Genomic DNA, 24,922 nt, shown 5'->3' on the forward strand with positions numbered 1-24,922 from the left:
CGTAGGCAGAGGGTCGGGGCGAGGGGCTTTGTTGCTCACATAACGCCAAATGTTGCCTTTTATGGCAAACTTCGCGGCTATAAAGTCCAGACACGAATTTGATCCAAGGCGTTTACCTCTCATGTGCAGGGGTAAGCCTTTTTATGACTTGGCACTAAGGTGCCAGTATTTTCTGCTTGATCAGAACAGAGGAACGACCGTGCATAACGTCGTCATCAGCGGCACCGGCCTGTACACCCCGGCCAACAGCATCTCCAACGAAGAGCTGGTGCAGTCTTTCAATACCTATGTGCAACAGTTCAATGCCGATAACGCTGGCGCCATCGAGGCCGGCGAGATCGAGCCTCTGGCCGAGTCCAGCGCTGCTTTCATCGAAAAAGCTTCCGGTATCAAAAGCCGCTTTGTGATGAACAAGGACGGCATTCTTGATCCGCAACGCATGCGCCCGCATTTGCCAGAGCGCTCCAATGACGAGATGTCTGTGTTGTGCGAAATGGCTGTCGGCGCCGCCCGACAGGCGCTGGAACGTGCGGGTAAAACCGCTGCCGATATCGACGGCGTCATCGTCGCCTGCTCCAACTTGCAACGCCCATACCCGGCCATTGCCATTGAAGTGCAACAGGCACTGGGCATCCAGGGTTTCGGCTTTGACATGAACGTGGCCTGTTCATCGGCCACTTTTGGCCTTCAGACCGCCAGCAACAGCGTGCAACTGGGTCAGGCCCGGGCCGTGCTGCTGGTAAGCCCGGAAGTGTGCACCGGCCACTTGAATTTCCGTGACCGTGACAGCCACTTTATCTTTGGTGATGCGGCGACCGCCGTGATCGTCGAGCGTGCCGACCTGGCGACCTCCGCGCATCAGTTCGATATTGTCAGCACCAAACTGCTGACCACGTTCTCCAACAGCATCCGTAACAACTTTGGCTTTCTTAACCGTGCCTCAGACGAGCCGGCGGACAGCCCGGACCGACTGTTCGTACAGGAGGGGCGCAAAGTATTCCGTGAGGTGTGCCCGATGGTGGCCGAGTTGATCGGTCAGCACCTTGAAGAAAACCAATTGAACGTAGCGGATGTGAAGCGCTTTTGGCTGCACCAGGCCAACCTGAGCATGAACCACCTGATCGTCAAGCGACTGTTGGGTCGCGAAGCGTCGGTTGAAGAAGCCCCGGTGATTCTCGACACCTACGCCAACACCAGCTCGGCGGGTTCGGTGATTGCTTTCCACACTTATCAGGACGACTTGCCAAGCGGTGCACTGGCGATCCTCAGCTCGTTCGGCGCGGGCTACTCCATTGGTAGCGTGATTTTGCGCAAGCGTTGATCCCTTGAGGGTGTCGTCACGGGCACAGGCTGCGAACAATCAGGTTCGTCGCCTGCGCCAGCCACTTCAATCGCTGTGAGACCCAATGGCAGACACTGAATTATTAACCCGCTTGCTGGCCGGTGATGAACGGGCCTTTCGCGAGCTGGTCAGTACCTATCAAAGCCCGATGCGTGCCGTGGCGTACGCGATTGTCGGCAATCGGCACGCCGATGAAGCCGTGCAAGATGCGTGGTTGTCGGTGGTGCGCAACCTGGCCGGGTTTGAGGGCCGCTCAAGCCTGAAAACCTGGCTGCTGACCATCACGGCCAATTGTGCGAAAAATCGCTATAAACAAAATCGCCGCGAAGTGCTGCTCGACGACCTGCCATCGCCCCACGGCACGATCGATGATGAGCGCTTCTCCAGTGATGGCCATTGGTTGCTGGCGCCTTTCGCCTGGCATCAGGACACACCTGAAGCCTTGCTCACCGAAGACGAATTGCGTGACTGCCTGGAGCACACTTTGTTGAGCTTGCCGCAGCTGCAAAGCAGCGTGCTGGTGTTGCGCGAGCGTCAAGGGCTGGAGCTGGAGGAGATTTGTAATCTTCTGGAGATATCGCTCTCTAATGTTCGGGTGCTCGTGCACAGAGCCCGACTTAAAGTCTTCGCGACCGTGGAGCATTTCGAGGAAACCGGTGAATGTTGACCTGCAAACAGCAAGTAGCCCGCTCAAGCGATTATCTGGATGGTCAGTTGACGTTTCGTGAACGGTTGTTGGTGCGTCATCACTTGTTGTTTTGTCCCAACTGCCGCCGGTTCATCAAACAAATGCGCTTGCTGGGGGCGACGTTGAAAAAACTGCCCGAGACGCCACCGGCCGATCTGGACAGTACGGTTGAGCGCATGATGCGTGAGCGCTCGCGCTCGAGTGAAAGCTAAAAGAACAAACGTCGTCGACGGATGTGGGGATCGACGACGCGTTCTCTTAAGCCCAGGTGCCGTTAGAACTTGGCTTCAACGTCCAGTTGCAAGGTATTGGTGTTGGCATCTTTCTGGGTGGTGGTGGCGTAGTCGGCTTTGGTCAGGAAGTACGTCACGCCAACCCCGAAGTTCTTGTCGATCTCGTAGCCCAGTTTGACCTTGTGGCCGCGAGAACCGGTGGTGCCGTTCGCGAAGTCAGAGTCAGTGAAGGCACCGACCACGGCGTTACGCTGAATATCGCGGTAGTTGTAGTCCAGGCTGAAGGCGTTGTACTTGCTTTTGAAGCCCACCAGCCACGCATCGTCCTGATCGCTGTCGGTCTCGGCGTTATGCACGTATTGGCCATACAGCGACAGGGGCAACGGCAGGTTGGCAATATCGACCTGACCAAAGCCTTCGTAAAGACGGAACTCGTCGGTGCTGTTGCCGTTGACCGCCAGTGCACACGGGGTGGTTTTGGTGCCGGTGGTGGGGCACTTGCTGTCTTCGTCGTTTTTGTAGCCGTAAACACTGCCGCCCAGCGTCACTTTCAGGCTGTCGGTCGGGGCGAAACGTGCACCCAACTGGCCGGCGTACATGCTCAGGTCATTGCGAAATTGCACGCCTTCGCCGTCGACGTTGTCCTTGAGGGTGTAATAACCCGCGCTACCGAACATCTCGACGCCGCTGTTGCCCAGGTTGTGTTTGTAGGTGGCGGCCAGGCCTTCGGGGTTGATGTCGCTGTCCCAGATCACATCGCCGGTGCTGACCCACGGCTGTGGCATCTTGCCGCCAATCAGGTGCAGGTTATTAATCGCCGTGGGGTGGTAGTCGATGTAGGCCTGATCCAGCCACAGCTGCTTCTTGTCGAAGTAGTTGTCCAGGTCCTGGTTGGTGGAGCGCGCATCGTCGCCGCCGCCCGTGGCAATACGAATACCGGTGTTCACTTGCGGGTTGATTTCGGTGTAGGCACCCAAACGAGCGCGAATGCGCTGACGGTCCTTGTTTTTGCCGTCAGATTCGCCATCGATTTTGACCGTTTCCTGACGCACGCGTACGTCGCCCTTGAATTCAGTCTTGGCCGCCCAGGCCACTTTTTGTTCGAAGGCGCTCAGATCAGACTTCTTCACCTGATTGGCGGCAGCTTCTTGCTGGGCCTGTTTTTCACTGGTGAGTTCGGTTTGCAATTCAGCGTATTGAGCTGGCGAAATGGAGCCGTTGGCCTTGAGCATTTCCAGCAGTTTGGCATCGACCCCGGCGCTGGCCGGAATACTCATGGCTATAGCCAAGCCGCCACACAGTCCCGCCGCAACCCGTGTAGATACAAGACGCATATGAATCTCCCAGTGGTGAGATGGCCCTAGCCACCCCAGGAAAAACGGCCCTTTATGGGCTCTGAATTGAAGCGGTGCGGGTGGACTTGCGGCGTGTAGGCCGACGACCACTCATAACCCCGCGATCTAAGAAGCGGCGTCAGTATCGCGGCTGGATATGACAGAAAAGTGGCAGAGTGATAGCAAGTCTGTGACAGCGTCATCGTCGCTGGCGGGGTGTTACCATCGCGGCCTTACGCCGCGTGCTGAGGTTTTTCAATGCCGTTACATCGTCTGGACAGCCTGTCGGCTGTCAGCGCTCAGGAATGGGATGCGCTGGTGCCTGCCTCGCAACCGTTTCTGCGTCATGCCTTTCTCAGTGCCCTGGAAGACAGCGCCAGCCTTGGGCCGCATTCAGGTTGGCAGCCCGAGCATTTGCTGCATTACGAAGATGGGCAGTTGCACGCTGCGTTGCCCAGTTATCGCAAATGGCACTCCTATGGCGAATACGTGTTTGATCACGAGTGGGCGGATGCTTGCGAGCGTGCGGGCATTGACTACTACCCCAAGCTTTTGACGGCCGTGCCATTTAGCCCGGTCAGTGGCCCGCGCTTACTGGCGGCCCGCGCCGAAGACGGGTTCGCGCTGTTGGCGGCATTGCCCGGTTATCTGGAGAGCGAGGGGTTGTCCAGTGCGCACATCAACTTCACCGACCCGTTGGCCGATAACGCTTTGGCACAGCAACCGGGCTGGTTACAACGATTGGGCTGCCAGTTTCATTGGCAAAATCGCGAGTACCGCGACTTTCAGGACTTTCTCGATACGCTCAGCTCACGCAAACGCAAGCAGATGCGCAAAGAGCGTGAGCAAGTGGCGGGGCAGGGGTTCGAGTTTGAATGGCTCGAAGGCCATCAGGTCAGCGAAGCACAATGGGACTTCGTCTACGCCTGCTACGCCAATACCTACGCCATACGCCGCCGCACCCCGTATTTGACCCGCGCGTTTTTCAGTCTGCTGGCCGAGCGCATGCCAGAGGCCATTCGCGTGGTGATGGCCAAACAAGCCAATCAGCCGGTGGCGATGGCCTTTAGCCTGGTGGGGGGCGACAGTTTGTATGGGCGCTACTGGGGCTGCCTGGCTGAGTTCGACCGGTTGCACTTTGAAACGTGTTTCTACCAGGGCATGGATTACGCCATCGCACAGGGTATTCAGCGCTTTGATGCCGGAGCACAGGGTGAGCACAAGTTGATTCGCGGCTTTGAACCGGTGATTACTCACTCATGGCATTACCTGCGCCACGCGGGATTGAAAGCGGCAGTCAGTGATTTTTTACGGCGCGAGCGTGAAGGTGTGTTGGCCTATGCCCAAGAAGCCCGCTCAGCCTTGCCCTATAGGCAAGACTGAGCAGTGCACACCCTCAAATCAGGCAGGTGCGTCGTTACGTTTTTCGCACTGCGACAGATCGCGTTGGTTGGCCATTAATTGGGCTGGCGTTGAGTAGGTCGAGCGAAAAGGCAGCACCGGGAGGGGCCCGTCCGGGGTCATGGCTACGCAATTTATGTACACGTAAGGGCCATTGCCCGGCAGCCGGTTTTTTTTGACCTTGGTGGGTTGCAGCTGTGCTGCATCGCCTTGGTGAGCCTCTGCCGCATGGGCAAATGTAGTGAATGGCAAAGCAAGTGTGAGCGTGATTAAAAAGATGCAGAGTCGGTTCATGAGTTCAGTCCATTGAAAACGTCAGTGAAGACGCGAGCAGTTCGCGTCTGTACTTCACTGTAGTGTTCGCTCGACTCAACGGGGAGAGGGGGGGCTGATAATCGGCCGACTCACGTTGTAGGAATAGCCTGCCAGTTCGGCAGGCTATTGTTCTGGCTTAATCGATCCCGACAAATCCACCCGTTTGGTGTTGCCAGAGGCGTGCATACAAACCGCCCCGGGCGAGCAGTTCGGCATGCGTGCCGCTTTCGGCGATCTGGCCTTTTTCCAGCACCACCAAGCGGTCCATGCGCGCGATGGTCGACAGGCGGTGAGCGATGGCGATCACGGTTTTACCCTGCATCAGGGTTTCAAGGCTCTCTTGAATCGCTGCTTCCACTTCAGAGTCCAAGGCCGAAGTGGCTTCGTCCATGATCAGAATCGGCGCGTTCTTGAGCAGCACGCGGGCGATGGCGATGCGCTGGCGCTGGCCACCCGACAATTTGACCCCGCGCTCACCCACATGGGCGTCAAAGCCGGTTCGGCCCTGAGCGTCGGACAGCAGCGGGATGAATTCGTCGGCGCGGGCTTTATGCACGGCAGCCCATAATTGTTCGTCGGTGGCATCCGGTTTGCCGTACAGCAAGTTGTCGCGAATCGAACGGTGTAGCAGCGAGGTGTCCTGGGTAATCATGCCGATTTGCTCGCGCAGGCTTTCCTGCGTCACTTCGGCAATATTCTGACCGTCGATCAGGATGCGCCCGCCTTGGAGGTCGTACAGGCGTAACAGCAAGTTGACCAGTGTCGATTTGCCTGCGCCTGAGGGGCCGATCAAACCGATTTTTTCGCCCGGTTTGATCACCAGGTTCAGGTCGCTGATGATGCCGCTGCGCTTGCCGTAGTGGAAGTCCACGTGTTCGAAGCGCACCTCGCCGCGGGTCACGTTCAGGCGCGGGGCATTTTCGCGGTCAGTCACCGCCACTGGCTGGGCAATGGTTTGCAGCCCGTCTTGGACCATGCCGATGTTTTCGAAGATGCCGTTGACCACCCACATGATCCAGCCGGACATGTTGACGATGCGGATCACCAGGCCCGTGGCCAGCGCAATGGCTCCCACGCTGATCAACGACTGGCTCCACAGCCACAGGGCCAGGCCGCTGGTGCTGACAATCAACAGACCGTTCATGCTGGTGATGGTGACGTCCATGCTGGTGACGACACGGCTGGCCAGCCGGGTTTTTTCGGTTTGTTCGATGATGGCTTCGCGGGCGTACTGTTGCTCAAATTGAGTGTGGGCAAACAACTTGAGGGTGGTGATGTTGGTGTAGCCGTCGACGATGCGGCCCATCAGTTTAGAGCGCGCTTCGGAGGACACCACCGAGCGTTCCTTGACCTTGGGGACAAAGTAATACAGTGCACCGATATAAAGCACGATCCAGGTCAGCAGCGGCAGCATGAGGCGCCAGTCGGCTTCGGCGAACAGTACCAGCGAGCTGATGGCATAGATCAACACGTGCCACAGCGCGTCCACCGCTTGCACCGCTGAGTCGCGCAACGAGTTGCCGGTTTGCATGATGCGTTGCGCAATGCGCCCGGCAAAATCGTTCTGGAAGAAGTTCAGGCTTTGCTTAAGCACATAGTTGTGATTCTGCCAGCGGATCAGGCTGGTCATGCTCGGGCTGAGGGTCTGGTGCACCAATAGATCATGCAGGCCAAAGAACACCGGGCGAATGATCAAGGCCACGACGGCCATCCAGATCAGTTCACCCTTGTGGAGGCTGAAAAAGTCAGTGTTGGGCGTGCCCTGTGCCAGGTCGATCAAGGTGCTCAGGTAGCTGAACAGCGCGACTTCAACCAGGGCCGCGACCAGCCCCACCACGAGCAGTGCGGCAAAAATCGGCCATACCTGACGCAGGTAATAGAGGTAAAACGCCCACACGGTGGAGGGCGGTGCATCGGTGGGAGGCTTGCGGAAAATATCGATCAGTTGTTCGAAACGACGGTAGAGCATGGTCACTGACGCCCGCTGTGCGGGCGCTCCTTTAGTGGTGTGGCCGGTAGCACCCGATGGCGTGGTATTTACCGGTCAGCGCTCCCTGCAAGACTCAATCCATCAGTCCACGCGTTTGGCGGACTTGATCAGAACCGGGTCAATCGGCACATTTTGCATGCCTTGCTTGGTGGTGGTCTGCGAGTTAACGATTTGATCGACAACGTCCATGCCTTTCACCACTTTGGCGAACACGGCATAACCGGCATCACGGCCCGGATTGAGGAATGCGTTATCTGCCACGTTGATGAAAAACTGGCTGGTGGCCGAGTCCGGGTTGGAAGTGCGTGCCATCGACAACGTACCGCGCACGTTATGCAGGCCGTTGCTGGCTTCGTTTTTGATTGGGTCTTTGGTGTCTTTTTGTGTCATTTGAGCCGTGAAACCGCCACCTTGCACCATGAAGCCCGGTATCACCCGGTGGAAAATGGTGTTGGTGTAGAAACCGCTGTCGACGTATTCCAGAAAGTTCTTGCTGCTGATCGGTGCTTTTACCGGGTCCAGTTCGATTTCAATTTCCCCGAAGCTGGTGTTCAGCAGTACATGCGGCGCCTTGGTCGGTGCAGGCGTGGCAGCCATCAGGTTGGCAGCAAACAGCAGGGCACCAGCGGCGAGGGCAATCTTTTTAAACATGGTTCAGTAATCCTGAAAAGTGGGGTGACGGGTCTATGTCACGCAGGCAATGGGGCGAGGTGTAGCGATCGTTGGACAGGATATGCGCGAATCCGGTTCCTGCCCACCGCTGTTCACGCTTGCAGTGGCGCAGCAAACGCTGCGTCCAGCGGCGCTGTATCAAAGGTGCGTAACAACTCGACAAGTATTTGGGTGGCAGGCCCCAGCGGTTTGTCCTTGTTGCTGTACAGGAAAAACACCGGGTGGCGGTTGCCGCCCTGATGGAGCGGCAAAGGTTTGAGTACGCCTTCGTGTATTTCGCGTTCAATCATGTGCCGGGGCAGCCAGGCAAAACCCAGGCCGCTACCGACAAAGGCGGCAGCGGTGGCCAAGCTGCCAACGGTCCAGCGTTGTTCGGCGCCCAGCCAGCCCATGTCCCGTGGTTGCTGGCGCCCCGAATCGCGGATCACCACTTGCAGCTGGCTTTCAAGGTCCTGAAATTGCAGTTCACGTTGCAGGCGGTGCAGCGGATGGTCCGGGTGAGCCACGGCGACAAACTCTACCGCACTCAACTCAGTGCCCAGATAGCCTGGAATATTGAAGCTGCTGATGGCCAGGTCAGCGACCCCTTCGAGCAGGACTTCCTCTACGCCGGACAGCACTTCTTCACGCAGGCGAACCCGGCAGCCGCGGCTTTGCGGCATAAATGCGGTCAGCGCGCGAACCAGCCGTGCGTTGGGGTAGGCGGCGTCCACTACCAGGCGAACTTCCGCTTCCCAGCCTTGCTCCATGTGGTGGGCGAGGTCTTCGAGCTGGCTGGCTTGTTTGACCAGCTGCCGCGAGCGGCGCAGCAATACGCCGCCCGCCTCGGTGAGCACCGCTTTGCGGCCGTCGATGCGCAGCAGTGGCACCCCGAGCTGGTCCTGCATGCGGGCCACGGTATAACTGACGGACGATTGCGAGCGGTGCAGCACCTCGGCGGCCTGGGCAAAGCCGCCGTGGTCGACCACCGCTTGCAGGGTGCGCCATTGATCAAGGGTCACGCGGGGCGCTTTCACGATGAATGCCTCAAAGATGAATGGATTAATGCGTAGCCGCTACCGAAGGCTGCGTTCGGTGTTAGGCGCGGCTACGAGAAACGAGCCAAATAATCGCACCAGCCGGTGTTTTAATAAACAACTTAATAGATAGGTTGTAGCAGGTATTTGCGCTTTTTCATCGAACCAATGCTGTTTAGTCTTCACTCCATCGCCTTACAGCATTTAAAGATGGAGCCTATCTCTCATGTCCCGTGTCCTGATTATTGAAAGCAGCGCCCGCCAACACGATTCGTTTTCCCGTGAATTGACCCGCCAGTTCATCAGCCAATGGCACGCAGCTCATCCTGAGGACCCGATGACGATGCGCGATGTGGCGCTCAATCCGGTGCCGCATCTGGATGCTCACCTGCTGGGCGGCTGGATGAAGCCTGAAGATCAACGCAGCGAGGCAGAGCAAACGTCCTTGCAGCGTTCAAACGAATTGACCGATGAAGTGCTGGCGGCGGATGTGCTGGTGATGGCCGCGCCGATGTACAACTTCGCCATTCCCAGCACGCTCAAAGCCTGGCTGGACCACGTGCTGCGCGCCGGGGTGACCTTCAAATACACCGAAACCGGGCCGCAAGGCTTGCTCACCGGCAAGAAAGCTTACGTGCTGACCGCCCGTGGCGGTATCTATGCGGGTAGCACCGCGGACCATCAAGAACCGTATTTGCGTCAGGTGATGGCGTTTATCGGTATTCACGATGTGACGTTTATCCACGCCGAGGGTATGAACCTGGGCGGTGACTTTCAGGAAAAAGGATTGAACCAAGCCAAGTCCCGGCTTTCACAAGTGGCATGAGCTGTTAATCGACAGATAATCGGCGACAGGCTTAATCGTTTCATTGCTCCTTCAAGCATGCGGTTCGCGCATCGAACCTCCCTTTGCACTTTGCTCCTGAGTGCTCCAACCCGATCAGCCTCTGTGCCAGATCGGGTTTTTTTTGCCCGGCATTTCGTTGCACAACGAAAACCGCTAAGGTCGCGCACATTCCGTTGGGCAGCAGGCGAAAGATTTATGGGTTATTTGTTGATTGTCACGCTGATACAGGCGTTTTCCTTCAGCCTGATTGGCGAGTATCTGGCAGGCCACGTCGACAGTTACTTTGCGGTGCTGGTACGGGTGGTGCTGGCGGGTCTGGTGTTTATCCCGTTGACGCGCTGGCGCAAGGTCGAACCCGGTTTTATGCGCGGCATGTTGCTGATCGGTGCTTTGCAGTTCGGCATCACTTACGTGTGCCTTTATCTGAGCTTTCGCGTGCTCACGGTGCCAGAAGTATTGCTGTTCACCATTTTGACGCCGCTGCATGTGACGTTGATTGAGGATGCGCTCAATCGGCGCTTCAATCCGTGGGCGTTGGTGGCGGCACTGGTGGCCGTCAGCGGGGCAGCGGTGATTCGTTTTGACAGCATCAGCCCGGACTTCTTCAAAGGCTTCCTGTTGCTGCAATTGGCCAACTTTACTTACGCTGCCGGCCAGGTGATGTACAAGCATCTGGTGGCGCGTTACCCCAGCGATCTGCCGCATTACCGGCGTTTTGGTTATTTCTATCTGGGCGCGCTGGCCGTGGTGTTGCCTGCATTTTTGCTGTTTGGCAAAGCGCACTTTTTACCGGACGCACCGTTGCAGTGGGGGGTGCTGGTATTTTTGGGGCTGGTATCAACGGCACTCGGCATGTACTGGTGGAACAAAGGCGCGTGCCTGGTCAGTGGCGGCACGCTGGCGGTGATGAACAACCTGCACGTGCCGGTCGGCTTGCTGCTGAACCTGCTGATCTGGAACCAGCATGAACCGTTGGGCCGTTTGTTTTTGGGCGGGCTGGTGATTCTGGTCGCTGTTTGGATCAGTCGCCTCGACCGCAGGGCCGTGACGAGCTAAGGTCTTGGGACCTATCCAGCATCCACAGGAGAGCAGGGATGACCGTCAGAGTGTTGATATTGCCGGGGCTTTTTGATTCCGGTCCCGATCACTGGCAATCGCAGTGGGAGCAGCGTTTTAGCGGGTTAAAACGCGTTAAACAGACCGATTGGCAGACGCCGACCTGTGCAGACTGGGTGCAACGCTTGCATGAAAAGGTCACTGCCAGCGAGCGACCTGTCGCGCTGGTGGCCCACAGCCTGGCGTGTACCTTGATCGCCCGCTGGGCGCATGAGTATCCAGACATTGCACAAAAGATGGTGCGAGGGGCTTTGTTGGTCGCGCCCAGTGATACCGAAGCCGACAGTTATCCGGGCGGCACTCACGGTTTTACACCGATGCCACTGAATTTACTGCCGTTTGAATCGATCACGGTGGCAAGCACTGACGACCCTTATGTCAGCGTCCAGCGCGCCAAAATGTTCAGTGATGCCTGGGGCAGCACCTTGGTGCATCTACCCAATGCAGGGCATATCAATGGTGAGCGTGGCTATGGCAAGTGGCCGCAGGGCATTGACCTGTTATTTAAATTGACGGGCGATCAGCAGTTCAAACAGGCGTAATGCCGGTGTATGTCAGGGTCTTGCAAGCATGCGCTCCAAGACCCTGGCATCCAGTTTCTCAATCGTCAGCGTTTGCCGCTTGCTCAACCACCAGCGGAGTTTGAAGCTTATTCAACAAGCCGTTGCGCAAATCATTGCCGCTTGGCTGTTGATACACGCTCAGACCGAACTCAGGCATCACTGACAGCAAATAGTCAAAAATATCGCCCTGGATCTGCTCGTACTCATCCCACACCGTGGTGCGGGTGAAGCAGTACACCTCCAGCGGCACGCCTTGGGCGGTGGTTTGCATCTGACGCACCATGCAGGTCATGTTCGGCTGAATCTCAGCATGGCTTTTCAGGTAGGCCAGCGCATAGGCGCGGAAAGTACCGATGTTGGTCATGCGTCGACGGTTGGCGGACATGGCGGCGACGTTGCCCTGGGCCTCGTTCCAGCTTTTGAGCTCGGCCTTTTTGCGCGTCAGATAATCCCTGAGCAAGCGCACTTGCTCCAGGCGCTGTTCTTGCTCATCCGTTAAAAAGCCGATTTCAGCGGCATCGATAAACAGGCTGCGCTTGATTCGGCGTCCACCGGACTGCTGCATGCCGCGCCAGTTTTTGAACGACTCGGACATCAGGCGCCAGGTCGGAATCGAGACGATGGTCTTGTCGAAGTTCTGCACCTTGACCGTGTGCAGGGTGATGTCGATGACATCGCCATCGGCGCCCACCTGCGGCATTTCGATCCAGTCCCCTACACGCAGCAGGTCGTTACTGGTCAATTGCACGCTGGCCACGAACGACAGCAAGGTGTCTTTGTAGACCAACAAAATAACCGCCGACATCGCGCCCAGACCCGAAAGCAGCAGCATGGGTGAGCGGTCGATCAAGGTGGCGACGATGATGATGGCCGAAAACACATACAGCAGCATTTTGGTCAGCTGCACGTAGCCTTTGATCGGCCGGGTTTTGGCGTAATTGGTGCGCGAATAGATGTCGAGCATGGCGTCCAGCAGCGCGCTGATCACCCGCGTCAGGACGAAAATCGTAATCGCCAGCGCCAGGTTGCCGAGGAAGTGGCGACCGTTGTCGCTCATGTCCGGCACCAGGTTGCGCCCAAATTGCACCATCAACGACGGCGTCAATTGCGCCAGACGATGGAACACCTTGTGTTCGCGTAAATCGTTGATCCAGTGCAGCGCCGGTTGGCGGCCCAGCATCTTGGTCACGCGCAAAACGATGATGCGTGCAACGTGGCCCGCGATCAGCGCGATGCCCACCAATACGATCAGGCCCAGTAGCGCAGACAGCCAAGGATGCTCGTCGAGGTGGGCCCAAAGCGTCTGGAATTGAACCCAGAGTTGTTGAATATCCATAAGCGAAAACGTTACCCCAGAAGTAAATGGCTCGGGGATTAGAGCATTTACAGGTGTTCAATGGGCTGATGTGGGACTAAAGAGCGTAAAAATTCATTTCTTTCACGCCGTTCATGCAAAGTCACTCGGCCTGAGCGCTCGAAACGTTTACTCTATGCCGCTGATTTTTTGCATTTCTTCGAGGTAGCACCCGTGTTTTCCGATTTCGCCCTGCACGAACGCCTGCTTAAAGCTGTGGCCGAGCTTAAATTTGTCGAGCCTACGCCTGTGCAAGCAGCGGCCATTCCGCTCGCGCTCCAAGGGCGTGACCTGCGGGTGACAGCTCAGACCGGGAGTGGCAAAACCGCTGCTTTCGTCTTGCCCATTCTGAACCGCCTGATTGGCCCGGCCAAAATCCGCGTCAGCATCAAAGCGCTGATCCTGCTGCCTACCCGCGAGCTGGCACAGCAAACGCTCAAGGAAGTGGAGCGTTTTTCGCAGTTTACGTTCATCAAGTCCGGTTTGATCACTGGCGGTGAAGACTTCAAGGTCCAGGCTGCCATGCTGCGCAAGGTGCCGGATATCCTGATCGGTACGCCGGGCCGTCTGCTGGAGCAACTGAACGCCGGCAACCTGGACTTGAAAGAAGTTGAAGTGCTGGTACTCGACGAAGCTGACCGAATGCTCGACATGGGCTTCGCCGAGGACGTGCAGCGTCTGGTCGACGAGTGCCAGAACCGTCAACAGACCATGCTGTTTTCGGCCACCACCGGTGGTTCGGGGCTGCGTGAAATGGTCGGCAAAGTGCTGGACAACGCCGAACACTTGCAGCTCAACCAGGTCAGCCAGCTGAACGCCACCACGCGTCAGCAAATCATCACCGCCGACCATAATCAGCACAAAGAGCAGATTGTTAACTGGTTGCTGGCCAACGAGACGTATCAAAAAGCCATTGTTTTCACCAACACCCGCGCCATGGCTGACCGTATCTACGGCCGTCTGGTGGCTCAGGACTACAAAGCGTTTGTCTTGCACGGTGAGAAAGACCAGAAAGACCGCAAACTGGCCATCGACCGCCTCAAGCAAGGCGGGGTCAAGATTCTGGTGGCCACTGACGTGGCAGCCCGTGGCCTGGACGTTGAAGGCCTGGACCTGGTGATCAACTTCGACATGCCACGCAGCGGTGACGAATACGTACACCGTATCGGCCGTACCGGCCGTGCTGGCAACGAAGGTTTGGCGATCTCGTTGATCTGCCACGGCGACTGGAACCTGATGTCCAGCGTTGAGCGTTACTTGAAGCAAAGCTTCGAGCGTCGCACCATCAAGGAAGTCAAAGGCACCTACGGCGGACCGAAAAACGTCAAGGCTTCGGGCAAAGCGGTTGGCGTGAAGAAGAAAAAGACTGACGCCAAAGGCGTTAAGAAGAAGTCGGGCGCCAAGGCACCGACCAAGCGCAAAATCGCTAACCGCCCTAAGACCGATGCTCTGTCATTGGTCAGCAAAGACGGCATGGCGCCGCTCAAGCGCCGCAAGCCAGAAGCACCCGCCGCTGAATAAAGCGCAGGTATAAAGGTGCAAAAACCCGGCCTCGGCCGGGTTTTTTATTGTCTGGCCAAAAGCGCCTGAACGTCTGCCGGGATTATCAGTCACTACTCAAGAAGGACATTTCATCTAACCGTAGGGGAGTGAAGCTGATGGCCACTTATAACTGGGCACTGATCGAGCGTCTTCTGCACGAGGTACAAAATGGCGCAGGTAAGCCGTTTGCACCACGGGTGTATGCCGAACAGTACGCTGTAGACCTCCAGAATCAGGAGCAGCCGGTGGGCGATGTTGATGAGCTGAAAGTACTGGCCTGCAATTACGAAGCGCTGTTGCTCAAACAAGGTTTTATCGAGCCGCGTCGTGAAAACGAGGGGGGGACAGGTGAGAATTTTGTCCTGACTAAGCGCGGGTCGCAGTTGCTGAGCTTGATCGACAGCGCCATTCCAGGCAATGCTCACCCGTTGCAGGTGCTGGATGATGAGGAGTACCCGCTTGATCCCGCGACGTTTGATGAGCTGGCGGCCAAGGCGCAAATAGCTTGAGTGCACTCTCTGGCCGTTTTGTCGCAGGACGGCCAGGGTTTTGTGCCTCAACGACTGCGTCGTCGCAGGTCTTTACCTGTGGGGTGAATCACACCGAGATAGCGTTAAATCATTTGAGCGTCAACCGAGGCGGCGGGCGCAATATCAGGCCATATGGCGGCGTGAATCATAGTCCGTCTGAGCACGAAAGATGTGGGAGGCGCAGCAAGCTGGCGAGCTTGAACTGAGGAAGCGGCTGTGGATCGAGCAGCCCAGGGCGGCGGTTCAAGGCTTTTGAGTCAGTAAAACGCTCGCTCAGCCTTGAGCGTGACCAAGCCATCACATTGGCTGTTCTGCCCCGAATACGCTGAGCACTGCGCGCCCTCCAGGCTGGAGTCGCTGTAGATCAGGTTGAGGTCGATGCCCATGAAGGGGCGGGATAACTTGATTGACCAGTCATTGAAGGCGCGCACGCTGCCACCCTCGGCAATCGACACCGGGGTGCCCAGTTGGTGGGTGGTGTATTTCATGCTCACGCCAATGCCAAACGGCTGGTTGACCCCAAGGTCGGCAAACACGGTGCTGTCATGGCGATCCGGGTCGTTACTGAACGCTGCGCCGAAGCGGGTTCCGAGTACCGTTAATCCTGCGTAGAACTGCTGGCTGTCGAGCGGGCTGAGTTTGGGGTAGCTGTAATGGATCATTCCCAGCTCGTAACTCAGGGTTTGGTCGAAAGGGTGTTTGTAACCCAGGTAGGAGTCGACTTCGAGGTTGGTGCCGGGCTTGATACCCATCGTCGGCGCCCACTGGCCGACGTACCAGCCACTGTCGTGGGTCAAGTCCAGGCCGCCATGAAAGGTCGAGCCGGGGCTGGTGGGTTTTACCAGGCCTTGGGCCATGCTGCGGCTGGGTTGAGTGCCGAGTTTGAGGTCGAAATCCCCCAGTTCGCGGGAGAAGACCTGTGCATCAACTAACGTGCTGGCCAGCAGAGTGCCGGTCAGCATTAACGCCCGTGTGAGCATGCATTCCTCCTGGTGTCCGCGCAGAGGCTTGATCTAGAGGGCTTAGAGAATACGGGTGAATGCCGGCCACAGTGTGCCGTTCGTCGATTTATCGAGCCAGACAAGCATTTAGAGGGGAGGTAACCGATAGTCCTAGCGCTTTGTGCAGGCAAAGCGCATGAGGACCTAGTGACGCGAGGGTGTTACTTTTTACCCAGCGTGATTTGCTTGGACGGGCCGAAGGTCTGGCCGCTGACGCCTTTGTCAATTTGCTGGATCTCGCCACCGGATTTCAAGAATGCGGCGATTTGCGCATTGATCGAATCACTGGTTTCAACTGCGGGAGCTGGCTTTGCTTTGCTGGCGGATGCTTTTACGCGCATGACGGCTATTGACCTGTAGAAAATAACTTGGCCAGCGATAGTACCTGAAATGCTTGACAATTGCTTGTTAAATATCTCCGTAAAATAATATAAGGCGCCGGGTCTTGAATATATTCACTCTCGTAATCACCGGCTAACTGGCTGTTTTAATTAAAAACATTCACTGGTTTATTGCAGGCTAAAGACGGGGCTCGGGCGCAGGTTTTCGCCGGTCGGGCTGACGAGCGGCGCGCAACAGCGCTGGCCGATGCCCGTAAACCGGGCGCTTGGCAGATTTTTTCGGGGCGGCGTCCTACAGCTTCGATGTACCCCCCTAAACTCGGGTAGAATGCCGCCCACGTAATGAGGGTATTGGACATGGCTTTAATCGGTCGCTACAACAGTTTGCAAGTGGTGAAACACACCCACTTTGGTTTGTATCTGGACGGCGGGGCAGACGGCGAAATTCTATTGCCCAACCGTTATATTCCCAAAGACATTCCCAGTGAAGATGAAGACTGGCTCAACGTTTTTGTTTATTTGGACAGTGATGACAAGTTAATTGCCACCACTGAAAAACCAAAAGTTCAGGTGGGTGAGTTCGCCAGTCTGAAAGTGGTTGAAGTTAATAGCATCGGTGTATTCCTCGATTGGGGTTTGCCCAAAGATTTGCTGTTGCCGTATTCCGAAGAAAAACGCCAGATGACGGCGGGCGAATACGTGGTGGTGCACGTCTATCTCGACAAGCACACCCGTCGCATCACGGCCACTGCGCGCCTGGATCGCTACCTGGATAAAACCCCGGCCACGTATCAAGTCGGCCAGGAAGTTGACCTGCTGGTGGCTGAAGCCACCGACATGGGCTTCAAGGCGGTGATCAATAACAAGCATTGGGGCCTGATCCACAAGAACGAAATCTTCAAGTTCATGCGGGCGGGCAAGCAAGAAAAAGGCTTTATCAAAGAAATCCGCGCTGACGGCAAAATCAGTTTGAGCTTGCAGCCCGTCGGTCAGGAAGCGGCCAGCAGCCTGAACTCCAAGATCCTGAGCAAACTGCGCGATAACGATGGCGTGTTGGCGGTGAGCGACAAAAGCGATCCAGAGCTGATCAGCAGCCTGTTTGGTGTCAGCAAAGGCAACTTCAAAAAAGCCATCGGCTCGTTGTACAAGGAAGGCAAGATTGCGATCCACCCGGACCGCATTCAATTGATCTGATCCAACTGCCAAGAGGGCTGTCGACATGCGGAAAAGTGTTTGGGCGTATATCGGTGCGTTACTGGCTTTTCTGATACTCGACGGCCTTTGGTTGGGCCTGCTCATGAGCTCTACCTATAAAGAGCTGTTCGGCCCCTTGATGCTGGAGCCTCCCAAGTGGGGCCCGGCCATCGTCTTCTATTTGATGTACGTCCTCGGTGTGGTGTTTTTTGTGGTGCGCCCCGCGCTGGCGCGTGGCAGTGCCCGCAGGGCAGCGCTGAGCGGTGCATTCTTCGGCCTGATCGCCTATGGCACTTACGACATGACCAACTGGGCGACGCTCAATGGCTGGTCTGCGCAGCTGGCGTTGATGGACATGGCGTGGGGCACGCTGTTGACCTGCCTGGCGTCGCTTTCAGGTTATTGGACCGCCCGCAAACTGGCGGCTTGATGTTTTCAAGGTGTTGATATGAGTGTTTCGCGGCGAGCAACGGATGCCTTCGCACTGCAAGTCATGTTGGGCTTGTGCCTGATTTGGGGCGTACAACAAGTGGTGATCAAAACCGCTGCCCTGGACATTGCTCCGGTGATGCAAGCGGCTGCCCGGTCGGGCATTTCCGCATTGCTGGTGGGCGTGTTGATTTGCTGCAAAGGCGGCTGGAACCAGGTGCCGGTCACTTGGCGTGGCGGCCTGTTGGCGGGTAGCCTGTTTGCTCTTGAGTTCTTCTTTATTTCTGAAGGATTGCAACTGACCAGCGCCGCGCACATGTCGGTATTTCTCTACACCGCGCCTATCTTCACCGCCTTGGGCGTCAACTGGCTGTTGCCCGGCGAGCGTTTGCGGCCGTTGCAGTGGCTGGGGATTTTTCTCGCATTCGTCGGCATCGTGTTCGCCTTTGCCGGTGGCGTATCGCTGGCTGACATGGACCGCAACATGCTGCTGGGTGACGCCTATGGGATTTTGGCGGGCATGGCGTGGGGCGCCACCACGGTGGTGGTCCGGGGTTCGCGTTTATCTGAGGCGCCGGTCACGCTGACGCTGTTTTACCAGTTGATCATCGGCTTTGTCGGTTTGCTGGTGATTGCCGCCCTCAGTGGTCAAATCAGCCATGTCCGCCTGACCACCGTTGCGGTGGCCAGTGTGCTGTTTCAGGGGTTGGTGGTTTCATTTTTCAGCTATCTGGTGTGGTTCTGGATGCTCCAGCGCTATCTGGCATCCAACCTGGCAGTGTTTTCTTTTATGACCCCGCTGTTTGGCGTGACGTTCGGCGTGCTGGTGCTTGATGAGCCGCTGAGTGTCAACTTCGTGGTGGGCGCGATTTTCGTGCTATTTGGCATCACGTTTGTCAGCGCAGAGCAGTGGATGCGTCGCAGGGTGCGCACGCTGTTGGGGAACTGACCGAGTGCAAAGCCAGTACGCCTGCGACCAGCAAGCCACAGGCCGCCACCCCTAACGCAGGTTGCAAGCCGCCACTGAAATGGCTGCTGAGCGCCGCCAGTAACGGGCCGCTCAACTGTCCCACCGCGAAGCAGGCCGTCAGTAACGCGGCGTTACGTTGCGTGGCGTGGGGCGCAAGGTCCCGCGAGCGTTGCATCACCAAAGGCATGCAGGCCAAAAAGGGTGTCCCGCACAAGATCACACCCAGTGCCAGGCCCGCACTGCTGGGTAACAAGCAGGCCAGCACGCCCAGTGCTTGAATCCATAACCCGCCCATCAACCAATAGCGCGTGGTGTGTGGGTTGATGCGTCTAAAGCTGATCAACAGCACACCCAGTGCGGCGCACAGACCGAAGGCGGGCCAGAACAGATCAGCCTGCCATTGGCCCTGAAAGCGAGCATTGGCCATCTGTGACAAAAACGTTGCCGGGATGATGTAGCCCAAACCATACAGCCCATAAATGGCGCCCAAACGTGAGATGCCGGGCGTACGGGCACTGGGCGCTACAGTGACAGAGGGTGAAGGCTGCGCAGCGGGCGTGGGCAGCATCGGCAAAATAGCCAACAGCATGATCAGTGCAGCGACCGCATAAATCAGCCATAACGTCGCGGAGTTTTGGCCCGTGACATTGGCGCCCAGCGCCAGCAACCCGGTGAGCAGTACACCGACCCCCGGCCCGGCAAAGACCAGTGCCCCGAGGCGTGGGCGATGGGTCGACACGGCCAAGTGTTGGCTGAGGGAGGTGATCATCACCATCACCCAGGCGCTGGCGACACCGGTGCCAAATCGCAGCAGCAAATGTGGCCAAAAGCCTTGTGCCCAGAACGAAACGAAGGTCAGGCCCACGCACAGCCATAAACCGCTTAGCAGGCGGTTACGCACTTGGGCAGGACGTCGGGCGCGGATGGCGTCCAGCGCACCGATCAAATAGCCCAGGTAATTGGCGGCTGCGATCAGCCCCGCGCCGGTCAGGTCAATCTGACCTTCGCTGATTAAATGCGGCAGTTGTGGCGTAAGCGAAAACCGACCAATCCCCATCGCCATGACAAGGGCGATAAAGCTGGCGAACAGGCGCAACAGAGCAGACATGGCAGCAATTCCTGCAAGAAGACAATGACCGTCAGGCTAGAGAGGATTGACTTTCATTAAAATTGAATAATAGTGAGTGACTTATTCTGTTTTGGAGAAAGGTGTGGAGTTCAGCCAATTACGCATTTTTCAGGCCGTGGCCGAGGAAGGCTCCATCACCCGCGCGGCGGAACGCCTGCACCGCGTACCGTCGAACCTGTCGACAAGGCTCAAGCAGCTTGAAGAGCAGATGGGCGTCGAGTTGTTTGTGCGCGAACGTCAGCGTTTGCAACTGTCAGCGGCGGGCAAGGTGCTGCTCGATTACACCGCGAGACTGTTTGCCCTGCGTGAAGAAGCATTGGGCGCAGTGCAGGGTGGGGTGCCAGCGGGCAAATTCACCTTGGGCACGATGTACAGCACGGCGGCCATACACTTGCCCGCCTTGTTGGCGCGTTATCACCGCAGCTACCCGGCGGTGAATTTGCACGTTCAATCCGCGCCCAGCGGCGAGCTGCTTGAAGGTTTGCTGACCGGTCGGCTGGACGCCGCGCTGGTGGACGGTCCGCTGGAGTTGGCCGGGCTGGATGGCGTGGCGTTTTGCCAAGAACGCCTGGTGCTGATCAGTGATCTGGACCACGAGCCAATCACCCGCGCGCAAGATGTGCAAGGTCGTGAAGTCTTCACCTTCCGCCAGGGGTGTTCCTATCGCTCACGGCTTGAAGCGTGGTACGCCAGCGACCGTGCCGCCATGGGACGGGTAATGGAGATCGAGTCTTACCAAGGCATGCTGGCATGTGTCGTGGCAGGGTCGGGCGTGGCGCTGATGCCAGAATCGATGCTGGCCAGTTTGCCGGGGCGTGAAAGCGTGCGTGCGCACCCCTTGCAACCGCCGTTTGACAGCGCAACCACCTGGTTGATGTGGCGCAAAGGCATGATGGGCGCCAACCTCAATGCCTGGATTGAATTGCAACACACACAGCCCTGCAACATGGCGTAATGCCTGCAATGTAACTTCACGTATCGGCATCAGTCGCATTTGTGCGAAATTAGCCAAAAGTTCATTGACTTCCGGCAAGCATTGCGTAGGACTTAGGACTATTATCTGTACGAAGCGACCAAAGATTAGGGGTCGCCGGTGTAACCCCAAGGGGGATTTATGAAAGACAAACTGCAAACCTGGCTGCATGACGTGGGTGTGGCGCTTGGCCTGATTGAGCCGCCGCTGCAACCTGTACCGATTCCTGTCGAAGATCCGCGTCGTCGCCCGCAACGTCGCCGTTAAACGCTGGCGAGTGCAGTGAACGCAGGGTGTTTGCTGTCCAGAAAAAACGGGTACGAGTTTCGACGTCGCACCCGCTGAAATAAGCATTGCCCCACAGAAAACCTATTTAGACGGCGCTCACCACCGTGGCTGGGCGACGTGCCATCAGGCTGACCACAATAAAGCTGATCAACGCGACGCCGAGGCTGTAATAAATCGGTGTATTGGCGTCCAGGCCGTCCTTGAACATAAACACCAGCGCGGTAATAAAGCCCAGGCTCATGCTGCAAATCGCGCCTGCGGTGGTCGCGCGTTTCCAGTAAATGGCACCGATCAAGGGCACCAGCATCCCGCCGACCAACAGGTTATACGCCAGAGTGAGCGCACTGATCACGTCGTTGACCACCAGCGCGATGGCCAATACCGCTATCCCGGTGAGCAGTGTGAACAGGCGATTGATCGACAGGCTCGATTGCTTGCCGCCGCGCAGTTTGGGCAACAGGTCTTCGGTGAGCACCGTGGACGCTGCCAGCAAACCCGCACTTGCGGTGGACATCATGGCGGCCAGGGCGGCTGCAATCACCAACCCGCGAATACCGTCCGGCAGCGAGACTTTAACGATGGCCGCAAAGGCGTTGTTGACGTTGTCCAGATCCGGGATCAATACGTGCGCGGCCATGCCGATCAAGGCGCAGGTCAGCCCGTAAAGGATGCAGTAGAAGCCTGCAAAGGTGCCGGCGTACTTGGCAACTTTGGCCGTTTTGGCGGTAAATACCCGCTGCCAAATGTCCTGGCCGATCAGAATGCCGAAGAAATAAATCATGAAGTAGGTGACGATCGTGTCCCAGCCAATGCTGGTGAAACTGAAGTTGGACGCGGGCAACTTGCTCACCAGCTCATCCCAGCCGCCCACGCGATACAGGCAGATCGGCAGCAGGACAAACATCAGGCCCACGGTCTTGATCACGAACTGCACGATGTCGGTCAGGGTCAGCGACCACATGCCGCCGATGGTCGAATACACCACCACCACGCCACCGCCGAGTAATATCGAGACCCAAAATGGCAGGCCGAACAGCACTTCCAGCACCGTGCCGATGGCCAAAATCGAAGTCACGCCAATCATCAGCGCATAGGCCAGCATGATCACCGCACTGGCTTGACGCGCCATCGGGTTGTAGCGTTTTTCCAGCACTTGGGTGACGGTGAAAATTTTCAGCTTGAGCAACGGTTTCGCCAAAAACAGGTTCAGCGCGATGATCCCGCAGCCCAGCGCCGCGCACAGCCAAAAACCCGAAATGCCGTGCACATACCCCAGGCGTACCGTGCCCACCGTCGACGCGCCGCCCAACACGGTGGCGGCCATGGTGCCCATGTACAACGTGGGGCCCAGGTTGCGCCCGGCCACCAAATAGTCTTCGTGGGTTTTGGCCTTGCGCATGCCGTAGTAGCCGAGCACCAGCATTGCCGCTGCGTAGATAAGGACGACCAGTAGATCTATAGCCATGATGGCGAATCTCCAATTATTTTTTTTATGGATGCAAACGCACAGCAGTGTGCAACGGTGCCGTCAGTTCAAGACTGCAAAGCGCCGTTGGCACGGGTTGACGATGTCCTTATCGGTGCGCTACGCCGGGGAGCACGCAGAGCATTTCGTAGAGCAAATTAGCGCCTAGCAACGAGGTGTTGCCGGTGGTGTCGTAAGGCGGCGAGACTTCTACCAGATCGCAACCCACCAGGTCGAGGCCCTGACAGCCGCGAATCACCTCAATCGCCTGGATCGTGGTCAGCCCGCCGATTTCCGGGGTGCCGGTGCCAGGCGCCCAGGCCGGGTCGATGCCATCGATATCAAAGCTCAGGTACACCGGGCCGCCGCCGACTTTCTCACGGACTTCGGCCATCAGCGGCGCGAGGGATTTGTGCCAGCACTCTTCGGCCTGCACCACGCGAAACCCCTGTTTGCGGCTCCAGTTGAAATCTTCAGCGGTATAGCCTTGTGCGCGCAGGCCGATTTGCACCACGCGATCACAGTCCAGCAAGCCTTCTTCGACGGCCCGGCGGAAGGTCGTACCGTGGGCGATCTTCTCGCCAAACATATGATCGTTGACGTCGGCGTGGGCATCGATGTGCACCAGCCCGACCTTGCCGTGCTTTTTATGGATCGCGCGCAGGATCGGCAGGGTGATGGTGTGATCGCCCCCCAGAGTCAGCGGGATGACAGCGTGTTCGAGGATTTCGTCGTAGGCTTGTTCGATAATCCGCACCGCATCCAGCAGGTTGAAGGTGTTGATTGCTACGTCGCCGATGTCAGCCACCGACAGCGAGTCGAATGGGGCTGCGCCGGTGGCCATGTTGTAGGGGCGAATCATCACGGATTCCGCGCGGATCTCCCGTGGCCCGAAGCGGGTGCCGGCACGCAGCGAGGTGCCGATGTCCAGCGGTACACCGATAAAAGCCGCGTCCAGCCCGGCGGCTGATTGCAGGTGAGGCAAGCGCATCATGGTGGCGATGCCGGCGAAGCGCGGCATTTCGTTACCGCCCAGTGGTTGGTGCAGAATTTTGTCCACGGGTAGACCTCGTCGTTTGTTGTGGTTATGGCGACCGATTCTGCGAAAGGCCGACGACGGGAAGAATCCCTACAGGCAAATACTTAGTTCAGATTTTTCTAAACTAATGTCGACCAAGCGGTTAGGCTAACGCTCAATATCATCTGCCTAACGTGCAGCTTGCGATTCTGGCATCGCCATTTTCCTGCTCCCGTGCGTTGTGAGGTGGGTGCCACTCGGTATAAGTGAGTCTCTGATGGCCAACGCTTTACCCGATCTGAAACTATTACGTATTTTCGCCAGCGTGGTCCGCCACCAGGGCTTTGCCAATGCACAACAGGCACTGAACCTCTCGACCTCGGCGATCAGCACTTACATGAGCCAGTTGGAAGCAAGCCTGGGCCTGGTGCTGTGCCACCGTGGGCGCGGTGGTTTCAGCCTGACCAGCAAGGGCGAGTTGTTCCATCAGGAAACCTTGCGCCTGCTGGGCGAACTCGAGGGGTTCGAGCAGTACGCCGCCGCGCTCAAAGGCGAGTTACGCGGCACGTTGAACCTGGGCGTGATCGACTCCACGGTCAGTGACAAGGCGCTGCCGTTTGCCGAGGCGATTGGTGCCTACAGCCAGGAACACCCGGCCGTGCACCTGCATTTATCCGTGATGAGCCCGTATGAACTCCAGCTCGGTGTGCAAGACAACCGGCTGGACTTGGCGATTGGCGCGTTTTCGTCGCGCATGAGCGGCCTGGTTTATCAGCCGCTGTACCGCGAGCAGCATTGGCTGTATTGCAGCGCGCGGCATCCATTGTTCAGCGAACGACGCATTCCCGAGCCGGTGATTACGCAACAACGCATGGTCGGGCGGGGTTACTGGAGCCAGGCCGAGTTAGCGCGCCACGGTTTCAAACACAGCGCGGCCACGGTCGACAGCATGGAGGCGCAACTGATCTTGGTGCTTTCAGGGGCCTACATTGGCTACTTGCCCCAGCACTATGCCGAGCCGTGGGTGGATAAAGGCGACTTGCGCGTATTGCTGCCTGCGACGTTCGGCTATCAGGCGCCGTTTTCGATGATTGTGCGCCGTGGCCGCAGCCGCGAACCGTTGATTCAAACTTTCCGTGATCTGCTTAAAGCGCAGCTCAACCAGTCCTGA

26 protein-coding genes are annotated in these 24,922 nt (G+C 57.4%); 15 read left to right on the plus strand and 11 right to left on the minus strand.

Annotated features, from left to right (window positions below; translation table 11 throughout):
* Positions 1 to 199 precede the first annotated feature (199 nt).
* The 3 genes from ACP7A4_RS18260 to ACP7A4_RS18270 all read left to right on the plus strand — a co-directional run bounded on the left by ACP7A4_RS18260 (position 200) and on the right by ACP7A4_RS18270 (position 2,242).
* Positions 200 to 1,321, plus strand: coding sequence for a beta-ketoacyl-ACP synthase III (locus ACP7A4_RS18260; protein WP_059762030.1), 1,122 nt, complete (start codon positions 200 to 202; stop codon positions 1,319 to 1,321).
* Between the two features lie 85 nt (positions 1,322 to 1,406).
* Positions 1,407 to 2,009: an RNA polymerase sigma factor gene (locus tag ACP7A4_RS18265; RefSeq protein WP_059762031.1), complete on the plus strand. Its 603-nt coding sequence runs from the start codon at positions 1,407 to 1,409 to the stop codon at positions 2,007 to 2,009.
* Positions 2,003 to 2,242 (plus strand): anti-sigma factor family protein, encoded by a 240-nt coding sequence (locus ACP7A4_RS18270; RefSeq protein ID WP_059762032.1) that lies wholly within the window; start codon positions 2,003 to 2,005, stop codon positions 2,240 to 2,242. The genes ACP7A4_RS18265 and ACP7A4_RS18270 overlap by 7 nt, the downstream gene beginning before the upstream one ends.
* 62 nt (positions 2,243 to 2,304) lie before the next feature.
* Here the strand turns inward: ACP7A4_RS18270 and ACP7A4_RS18275 are convergent, their stop codons facing one another.
* A complete protein-coding gene (locus ACP7A4_RS18275) occupies positions 2,305 to 3,597 on the minus strand; it encodes a putative porin (RefSeq protein WP_048366349.1) in 1,293 nt (430 codons plus the stop codon).
* A 258-nt stretch (positions 3,598 to 3,855) separates the two neighbouring features.
* On the opposite strand from ACP7A4_RS18275, the gene ACP7A4_RS18280 reads away from it, so the two are divergent.
* Positions 3,856 to 4,980, plus strand: a complete 1,125-nt coding sequence (locus ACP7A4_RS18280; RefSeq protein WP_426247912.1) for a GNAT family N-acetyltransferase — start codon at positions 3,856 to 3,858, stop codon at positions 4,978 to 4,980.
* Between the two features lie 18 nt (positions 4,981 to 4,998).
* Here the strand turns inward: ACP7A4_RS18280 and ACP7A4_RS18285 are convergent, their stop codons facing one another.
* From ACP7A4_RS18285 to ACP7A4_RS18300, 4 genes are all read right to left on the minus strand, one after another.
* The gene (locus ACP7A4_RS18285; RefSeq protein ID WP_203303883.1) at positions 4,999 to 5,292 is read right to left on the minus strand and encodes a hypothetical protein; all 294 of its coding nucleotides are present in this window, start codon (positions 5,290 to 5,292) and stop codon (positions 4,999 to 5,001) included.
* A 157-nt stretch (positions 5,293 to 5,449) separates the two neighbouring features.
* On the minus strand, positions 5,450 to 7,282 hold the full coding sequence (locus ACP7A4_RS18290) for an ABC transporter ATP-binding protein (protein ID WP_059762035.1): 1,833 nt from the start codon (positions 7,280 to 7,282) through the stop codon (positions 5,450 to 5,452).
* Between the two features lie 102 nt (positions 7,283 to 7,384).
* Positions 7,385 to 7,954, minus strand: a complete 570-nt coding sequence (locus tag ACP7A4_RS18295; protein ID WP_203303881.1) for a peptidylprolyl isomerase — start codon at positions 7,952 to 7,954, stop codon at positions 7,385 to 7,387.
* Between the two features lie 113 nt (positions 7,955 to 8,067).
* Positions 8,068 to 8,991, minus strand: a complete 924-nt coding sequence (locus ACP7A4_RS18300) for a LysR family transcriptional regulator (RefSeq protein WP_048366344.1) — start codon at positions 8,989 to 8,991, stop codon at positions 8,068 to 8,070.
* Positions 8,992 to 9,217: 226 nt separating this feature from the next.
* Here ACP7A4_RS18300 and ACP7A4_RS18305 point away from each other — a divergent pair, with 226 nt between their 5' ends.
* The 3 genes from ACP7A4_RS18305 (at position 9,218) to ACP7A4_RS18315 (ending at position 11,496) form a co-directional block, all read left to right on the plus strand.
* The gene (locus tag ACP7A4_RS18305; RefSeq protein ID WP_426247913.1) at positions 9,218 to 9,817 is read left to right on the plus strand and encodes an FMN-dependent NADH-azoreductase; all 600 of its coding nucleotides are present in this window, start codon (positions 9,218 to 9,220) and stop codon (positions 9,815 to 9,817) included.
* Positions 9,818 to 10,033: 216 nt separating this feature from the next.
* On the plus strand, positions 10,034 to 10,894 hold the full coding sequence (locus ACP7A4_RS18310) for a carboxylate/amino acid/amine transporter (protein ID WP_203303878.1): 861 nt from the start codon (positions 10,034 to 10,036) through the stop codon (positions 10,892 to 10,894).
* A 38-nt stretch (positions 10,895 to 10,932) separates the two neighbouring features.
* Positions 10,933 to 11,496 carry an RBBP9/YdeN family alpha/beta hydrolase gene (locus tag ACP7A4_RS18315; protein ID WP_426247914.1) on the plus strand — a complete coding sequence of 188 codons (564 nt, stop codon included), beginning with the start codon at positions 10,933 to 10,935 and terminating at the stop codon, positions 11,494 to 11,496.
* 58 nt (positions 11,497 to 11,554) lie between these two features.
* Here ACP7A4_RS18315 and ACP7A4_RS18320 read toward each other — a convergent pair whose 3' ends face one another.
* Positions 11,555 to 12,853, minus strand: coding sequence for a mechanosensitive ion channel family protein (locus tag ACP7A4_RS18320; RefSeq protein WP_059762040.1), 1,299 nt, complete (start codon positions 12,851 to 12,853; stop codon positions 11,555 to 11,557).
* 192 nt (positions 12,854 to 13,045) lie between these two features.
* On the opposite strand from ACP7A4_RS18320, the gene ACP7A4_RS18325 reads away from it, so the two are divergent.
* Together ACP7A4_RS18325 and ACP7A4_RS18330 are read left to right on the plus strand one after the other, a co-directional pair.
* Positions 13,046 to 14,392, plus strand: a complete 1,347-nt coding sequence (locus ACP7A4_RS18325) for a DEAD/DEAH box helicase (protein WP_048366339.1) — start codon at positions 13,046 to 13,048, stop codon at positions 14,390 to 14,392.
* A 137-nt stretch (positions 14,393 to 14,529) separates the two neighbouring features.
* Entirely contained in the window at positions 14,530 to 14,922 is a 393-nt protein-coding gene (locus tag ACP7A4_RS18330; protein WP_203303877.1) for a transcriptional regulator, read from the plus strand.
* Between the two features lie 278 nt (positions 14,923 to 15,200).
* Here ACP7A4_RS18330 and ACP7A4_RS18335 read toward each other — a convergent pair whose 3' ends face one another.
* On the minus strand, positions 15,201 to 15,923 hold the full coding sequence (locus ACP7A4_RS18335; RefSeq protein WP_203303876.1) for a TorF family putative porin: 723 nt from the start codon (positions 15,921 to 15,923) through the stop codon (positions 15,201 to 15,203).
* 182 nt (positions 15,924 to 16,105) lie between these two features.
* On the minus strand, positions 16,106 to 16,285 hold the full coding sequence (locus ACP7A4_RS18340; RefSeq protein ID WP_019410559.1) for a hypothetical protein: 180 nt from the start codon (positions 16,283 to 16,285) through the stop codon (positions 16,106 to 16,108).
* 357 nt (positions 16,286 to 16,642) lie between these two features.
* Here ACP7A4_RS18340 and ACP7A4_RS18345 point away from each other — a divergent pair, with 357 nt between their 5' ends.
* From ACP7A4_RS18345 to ACP7A4_RS18355, 3 genes are read left to right on the plus strand one after another with little or no spacing between them, the layout of a single operon-like run.
* The gene (locus ACP7A4_RS18345; protein WP_059762043.1) at positions 16,643 to 17,479 is read left to right on the plus strand and encodes a CvfB family protein; all 837 of its coding nucleotides are present in this window, start codon (positions 16,643 to 16,645) and stop codon (positions 17,477 to 17,479) included.
* Positions 17,480 to 17,504: 25 nt separating this feature from the next.
* Positions 17,505 to 17,909 carry a DUF2177 family protein gene (locus ACP7A4_RS18350; protein ID WP_059762044.1) on the plus strand — a complete coding sequence of 135 codons (405 nt, stop codon included), beginning with the start codon at positions 17,505 to 17,507 and terminating at the stop codon, positions 17,907 to 17,909.
* An 18-nt stretch (positions 17,910 to 17,927) separates the two neighbouring features.
* A complete protein-coding gene (locus ACP7A4_RS18355) occupies positions 17,928 to 18,857 on the plus strand; it encodes a DMT family transporter (protein ID WP_426247915.1) in 930 nt (309 codons plus the stop codon).
* Here the strand turns inward: ACP7A4_RS18355 and ACP7A4_RS18360 are convergent.
* On the minus strand, positions 18,805 to 19,986 hold the full coding sequence (locus ACP7A4_RS18360; protein WP_426247916.1) for an MFS transporter: 1,182 nt from the start codon (positions 19,984 to 19,986) through the stop codon (positions 18,805 to 18,807). The genes ACP7A4_RS18355 and ACP7A4_RS18360 overlap by 53 nt on opposite strands.
* Positions 19,987 to 20,089: 103 nt before the next feature.
* On the opposite strand from ACP7A4_RS18360, the gene ptrR reads away from it, so the two are divergent.
* Both ptrR and ACP7A4_RS18370 read left to right on the plus strand, forming a co-directional pair.
* Entirely contained in the window at positions 20,090 to 20,962 is an 873-nt protein-coding gene (gene ptrR / locus ACP7A4_RS18365; RefSeq protein WP_203303903.1) for a putrescine utilization regulator PtrR, read from the plus strand.
* Between the two features lie 159 nt (positions 20,963 to 21,121).
* On the plus strand, positions 21,122 to 21,247 hold the full coding sequence (locus ACP7A4_RS18370) for a PA1414 family protein (RefSeq protein ID WP_003441703.1): 126 nt from the start codon (positions 21,122 to 21,124) through the stop codon (positions 21,245 to 21,247).
* A 106-nt stretch (positions 21,248 to 21,353) separates the two neighbouring features.
* On the opposite strand, the gene ACP7A4_RS18375 is transcribed toward ACP7A4_RS18370, so the two are convergent.
* Both ACP7A4_RS18375 and speB read right to left on the minus strand, forming a co-directional pair.
* The gene (locus ACP7A4_RS18375) at positions 21,354 to 22,733 is read right to left on the minus strand and encodes a sodium:solute symporter (RefSeq protein ID WP_203303875.1); all 1,380 of its coding nucleotides are present in this window, start codon (positions 22,731 to 22,733) and stop codon (positions 21,354 to 21,356) included.
* Positions 22,734 to 22,842: 109 nt separating this feature from the next.
* Positions 22,843 to 23,793, minus strand: coding sequence for an agmatinase (gene speB / locus ACP7A4_RS18380; RefSeq protein ID WP_048366330.1), 951 nt, complete (start codon positions 23,791 to 23,793; stop codon positions 22,843 to 22,845).
* A 235-nt stretch (positions 23,794 to 24,028) separates the two neighbouring features.
* Here speB and ACP7A4_RS18385 point away from each other — a divergent pair, with 235 nt between their 5' ends.
* Positions 24,029 to 24,922 carry a LysR family transcriptional regulator gene (locus ACP7A4_RS18385; RefSeq protein ID WP_059762049.1) on the plus strand — a complete coding sequence of 298 codons (894 nt, stop codon included), beginning with the start codon at positions 24,029 to 24,031 and terminating at the stop codon, positions 24,920 to 24,922.

It is taken from the genome of Pseudomonas sp. TWR3-1-1 (assembly GCF_049896545.1).
Classification (GTDB): Bacteria; Pseudomonadota; Gammaproteobacteria; order Pseudomonadales; family Pseudomonadaceae; genus Aquipseudomonas; species Aquipseudomonas weihenstephanensis.

Excerpts from the sequence above, each read along its gene's own strand:
- ACP7A4_RS18340 (WP_019410559.1), bottom strand. The coding sequence starts at position 16,285 with ATGCGCGTAAAAGCATCCGCCAGCAAAGCAAAGCCAGCTCCCGCAGTT.
- ACP7A4_RS18280 (WP_426247912.1), top strand. The coding sequence starts at position 3,856 with ATGCCGTTACATCGTCTGGACAGCCTGTCGGCTGTCAGCGCTCAGGAA.
- ACP7A4_RS18310 (WP_203303878.1), top strand. The coding sequence starts at position 10,034 with ATGGGTTATTTGTTGATTGTCACGCTGATACAGGCGTTTTCCTTCAGC.
- ACP7A4_RS18350 (WP_059762044.1), top strand. The coding sequence starts at position 17,505 with ATGCGGAAAAGTGTTTGGGCGTATATCGGTGCGTTACTGGCTTTTCTG.
- ACP7A4_RS18355 (WP_426247915.1), top strand. The coding sequence starts at position 17,928 with ATGAGTGTTTCGCGGCGAGCAACGGATGCCTTCGCACTGCAAGTCATG.
- ACP7A4_RS18275 (WP_048366349.1), bottom strand. The coding sequence starts at position 3,597 with ATGCGTCTTGTATCTACACGGGTTGCGGCGGGACTGTGTGGCGGCTTG.
- ACP7A4_RS18385 (WP_059762049.1), top strand. The coding sequence starts at position 24,029 with ATGGCCAACGCTTTACCCGATCTGAAACTATTACGTATTTTCGCCAGC.
- ACP7A4_RS18270 (WP_059762032.1), top strand. The coding sequence starts at position 2,003 with ATGTTGACCTGCAAACAGCAAGTAGCCCGCTCAAGCGATTATCTGGAT.
- ACP7A4_RS18330 (WP_203303877.1), top strand. The coding sequence starts at position 14,530 with ATGGCCACTTATAACTGGGCACTGATCGAGCGTCTTCTGCACGAGGTA.
- ACP7A4_RS18315 (WP_426247914.1), top strand. The coding sequence starts at position 10,933 with ATGACCGTCAGAGTGTTGATATTGCCGGGGCTTTTTGATTCCGGTCCC.
- ACP7A4_RS18305 (WP_426247913.1), top strand. The coding sequence starts at position 9,218 with ATGTCCCGTGTCCTGATTATTGAAAGCAGCGCCCGCCAACACGATTCG.
- ACP7A4_RS18370 (WP_003441703.1), top strand. The coding sequence starts at position 21,122 with ATGAAAGACAAACTGCAAACCTGGCTGCATGACGTGGGTGTGGCGCTT.
- ACP7A4_RS18360 (WP_426247916.1), bottom strand. The coding sequence starts at position 19,986 with ATGTCTGCTCTGTTGCGCCTGTTCGCCAGCTTTATCGCCCTTGTCATG.
- ACP7A4_RS18320 (WP_059762040.1), bottom strand. The coding sequence starts at position 12,853 with ATGGATATTCAACAACTCTGGGTTCAATTCCAGACGCTTTGGGCCCAC.
- ACP7A4_RS18265 (WP_059762031.1), top strand. The coding sequence starts at position 1,407 with ATGGCAGACACTGAATTATTAACCCGCTTGCTGGCCGGTGATGAACGG.
- ACP7A4_RS18345 (WP_059762043.1), top strand. The coding sequence starts at position 16,643 with ATGGCTTTAATCGGTCGCTACAACAGTTTGCAAGTGGTGAAACACACC.
- ACP7A4_RS18295 (WP_203303881.1), bottom strand. The coding sequence starts at position 7,954 with ATGTTTAAAAAGATTGCCCTCGCCGCTGGTGCCCTGCTGTTTGCTGCC.
- ACP7A4_RS18375 (WP_203303875.1), bottom strand. The coding sequence starts at position 22,733 with ATGGCTATAGATCTACTGGTCGTCCTTATCTACGCAGCGGCAATGCTG.
- ACP7A4_RS18335 (WP_203303876.1), bottom strand. The coding sequence starts at position 15,923 with ATGCTCACACGGGCGTTAATGCTGACCGGCACTCTGCTGGCCAGCACG.
- ACP7A4_RS18290 (WP_059762035.1), bottom strand. The coding sequence starts at position 7,282 with ATGCTCTACCGTCGTTTCGAACAACTGATCGATATTTTCCGCAAGCCT.
- ACP7A4_RS18285 (WP_203303883.1), bottom strand. The coding sequence starts at position 5,292 with ATGAACCGACTCTGCATCTTTTTAATCACGCTCACACTTGCTTTGCCA.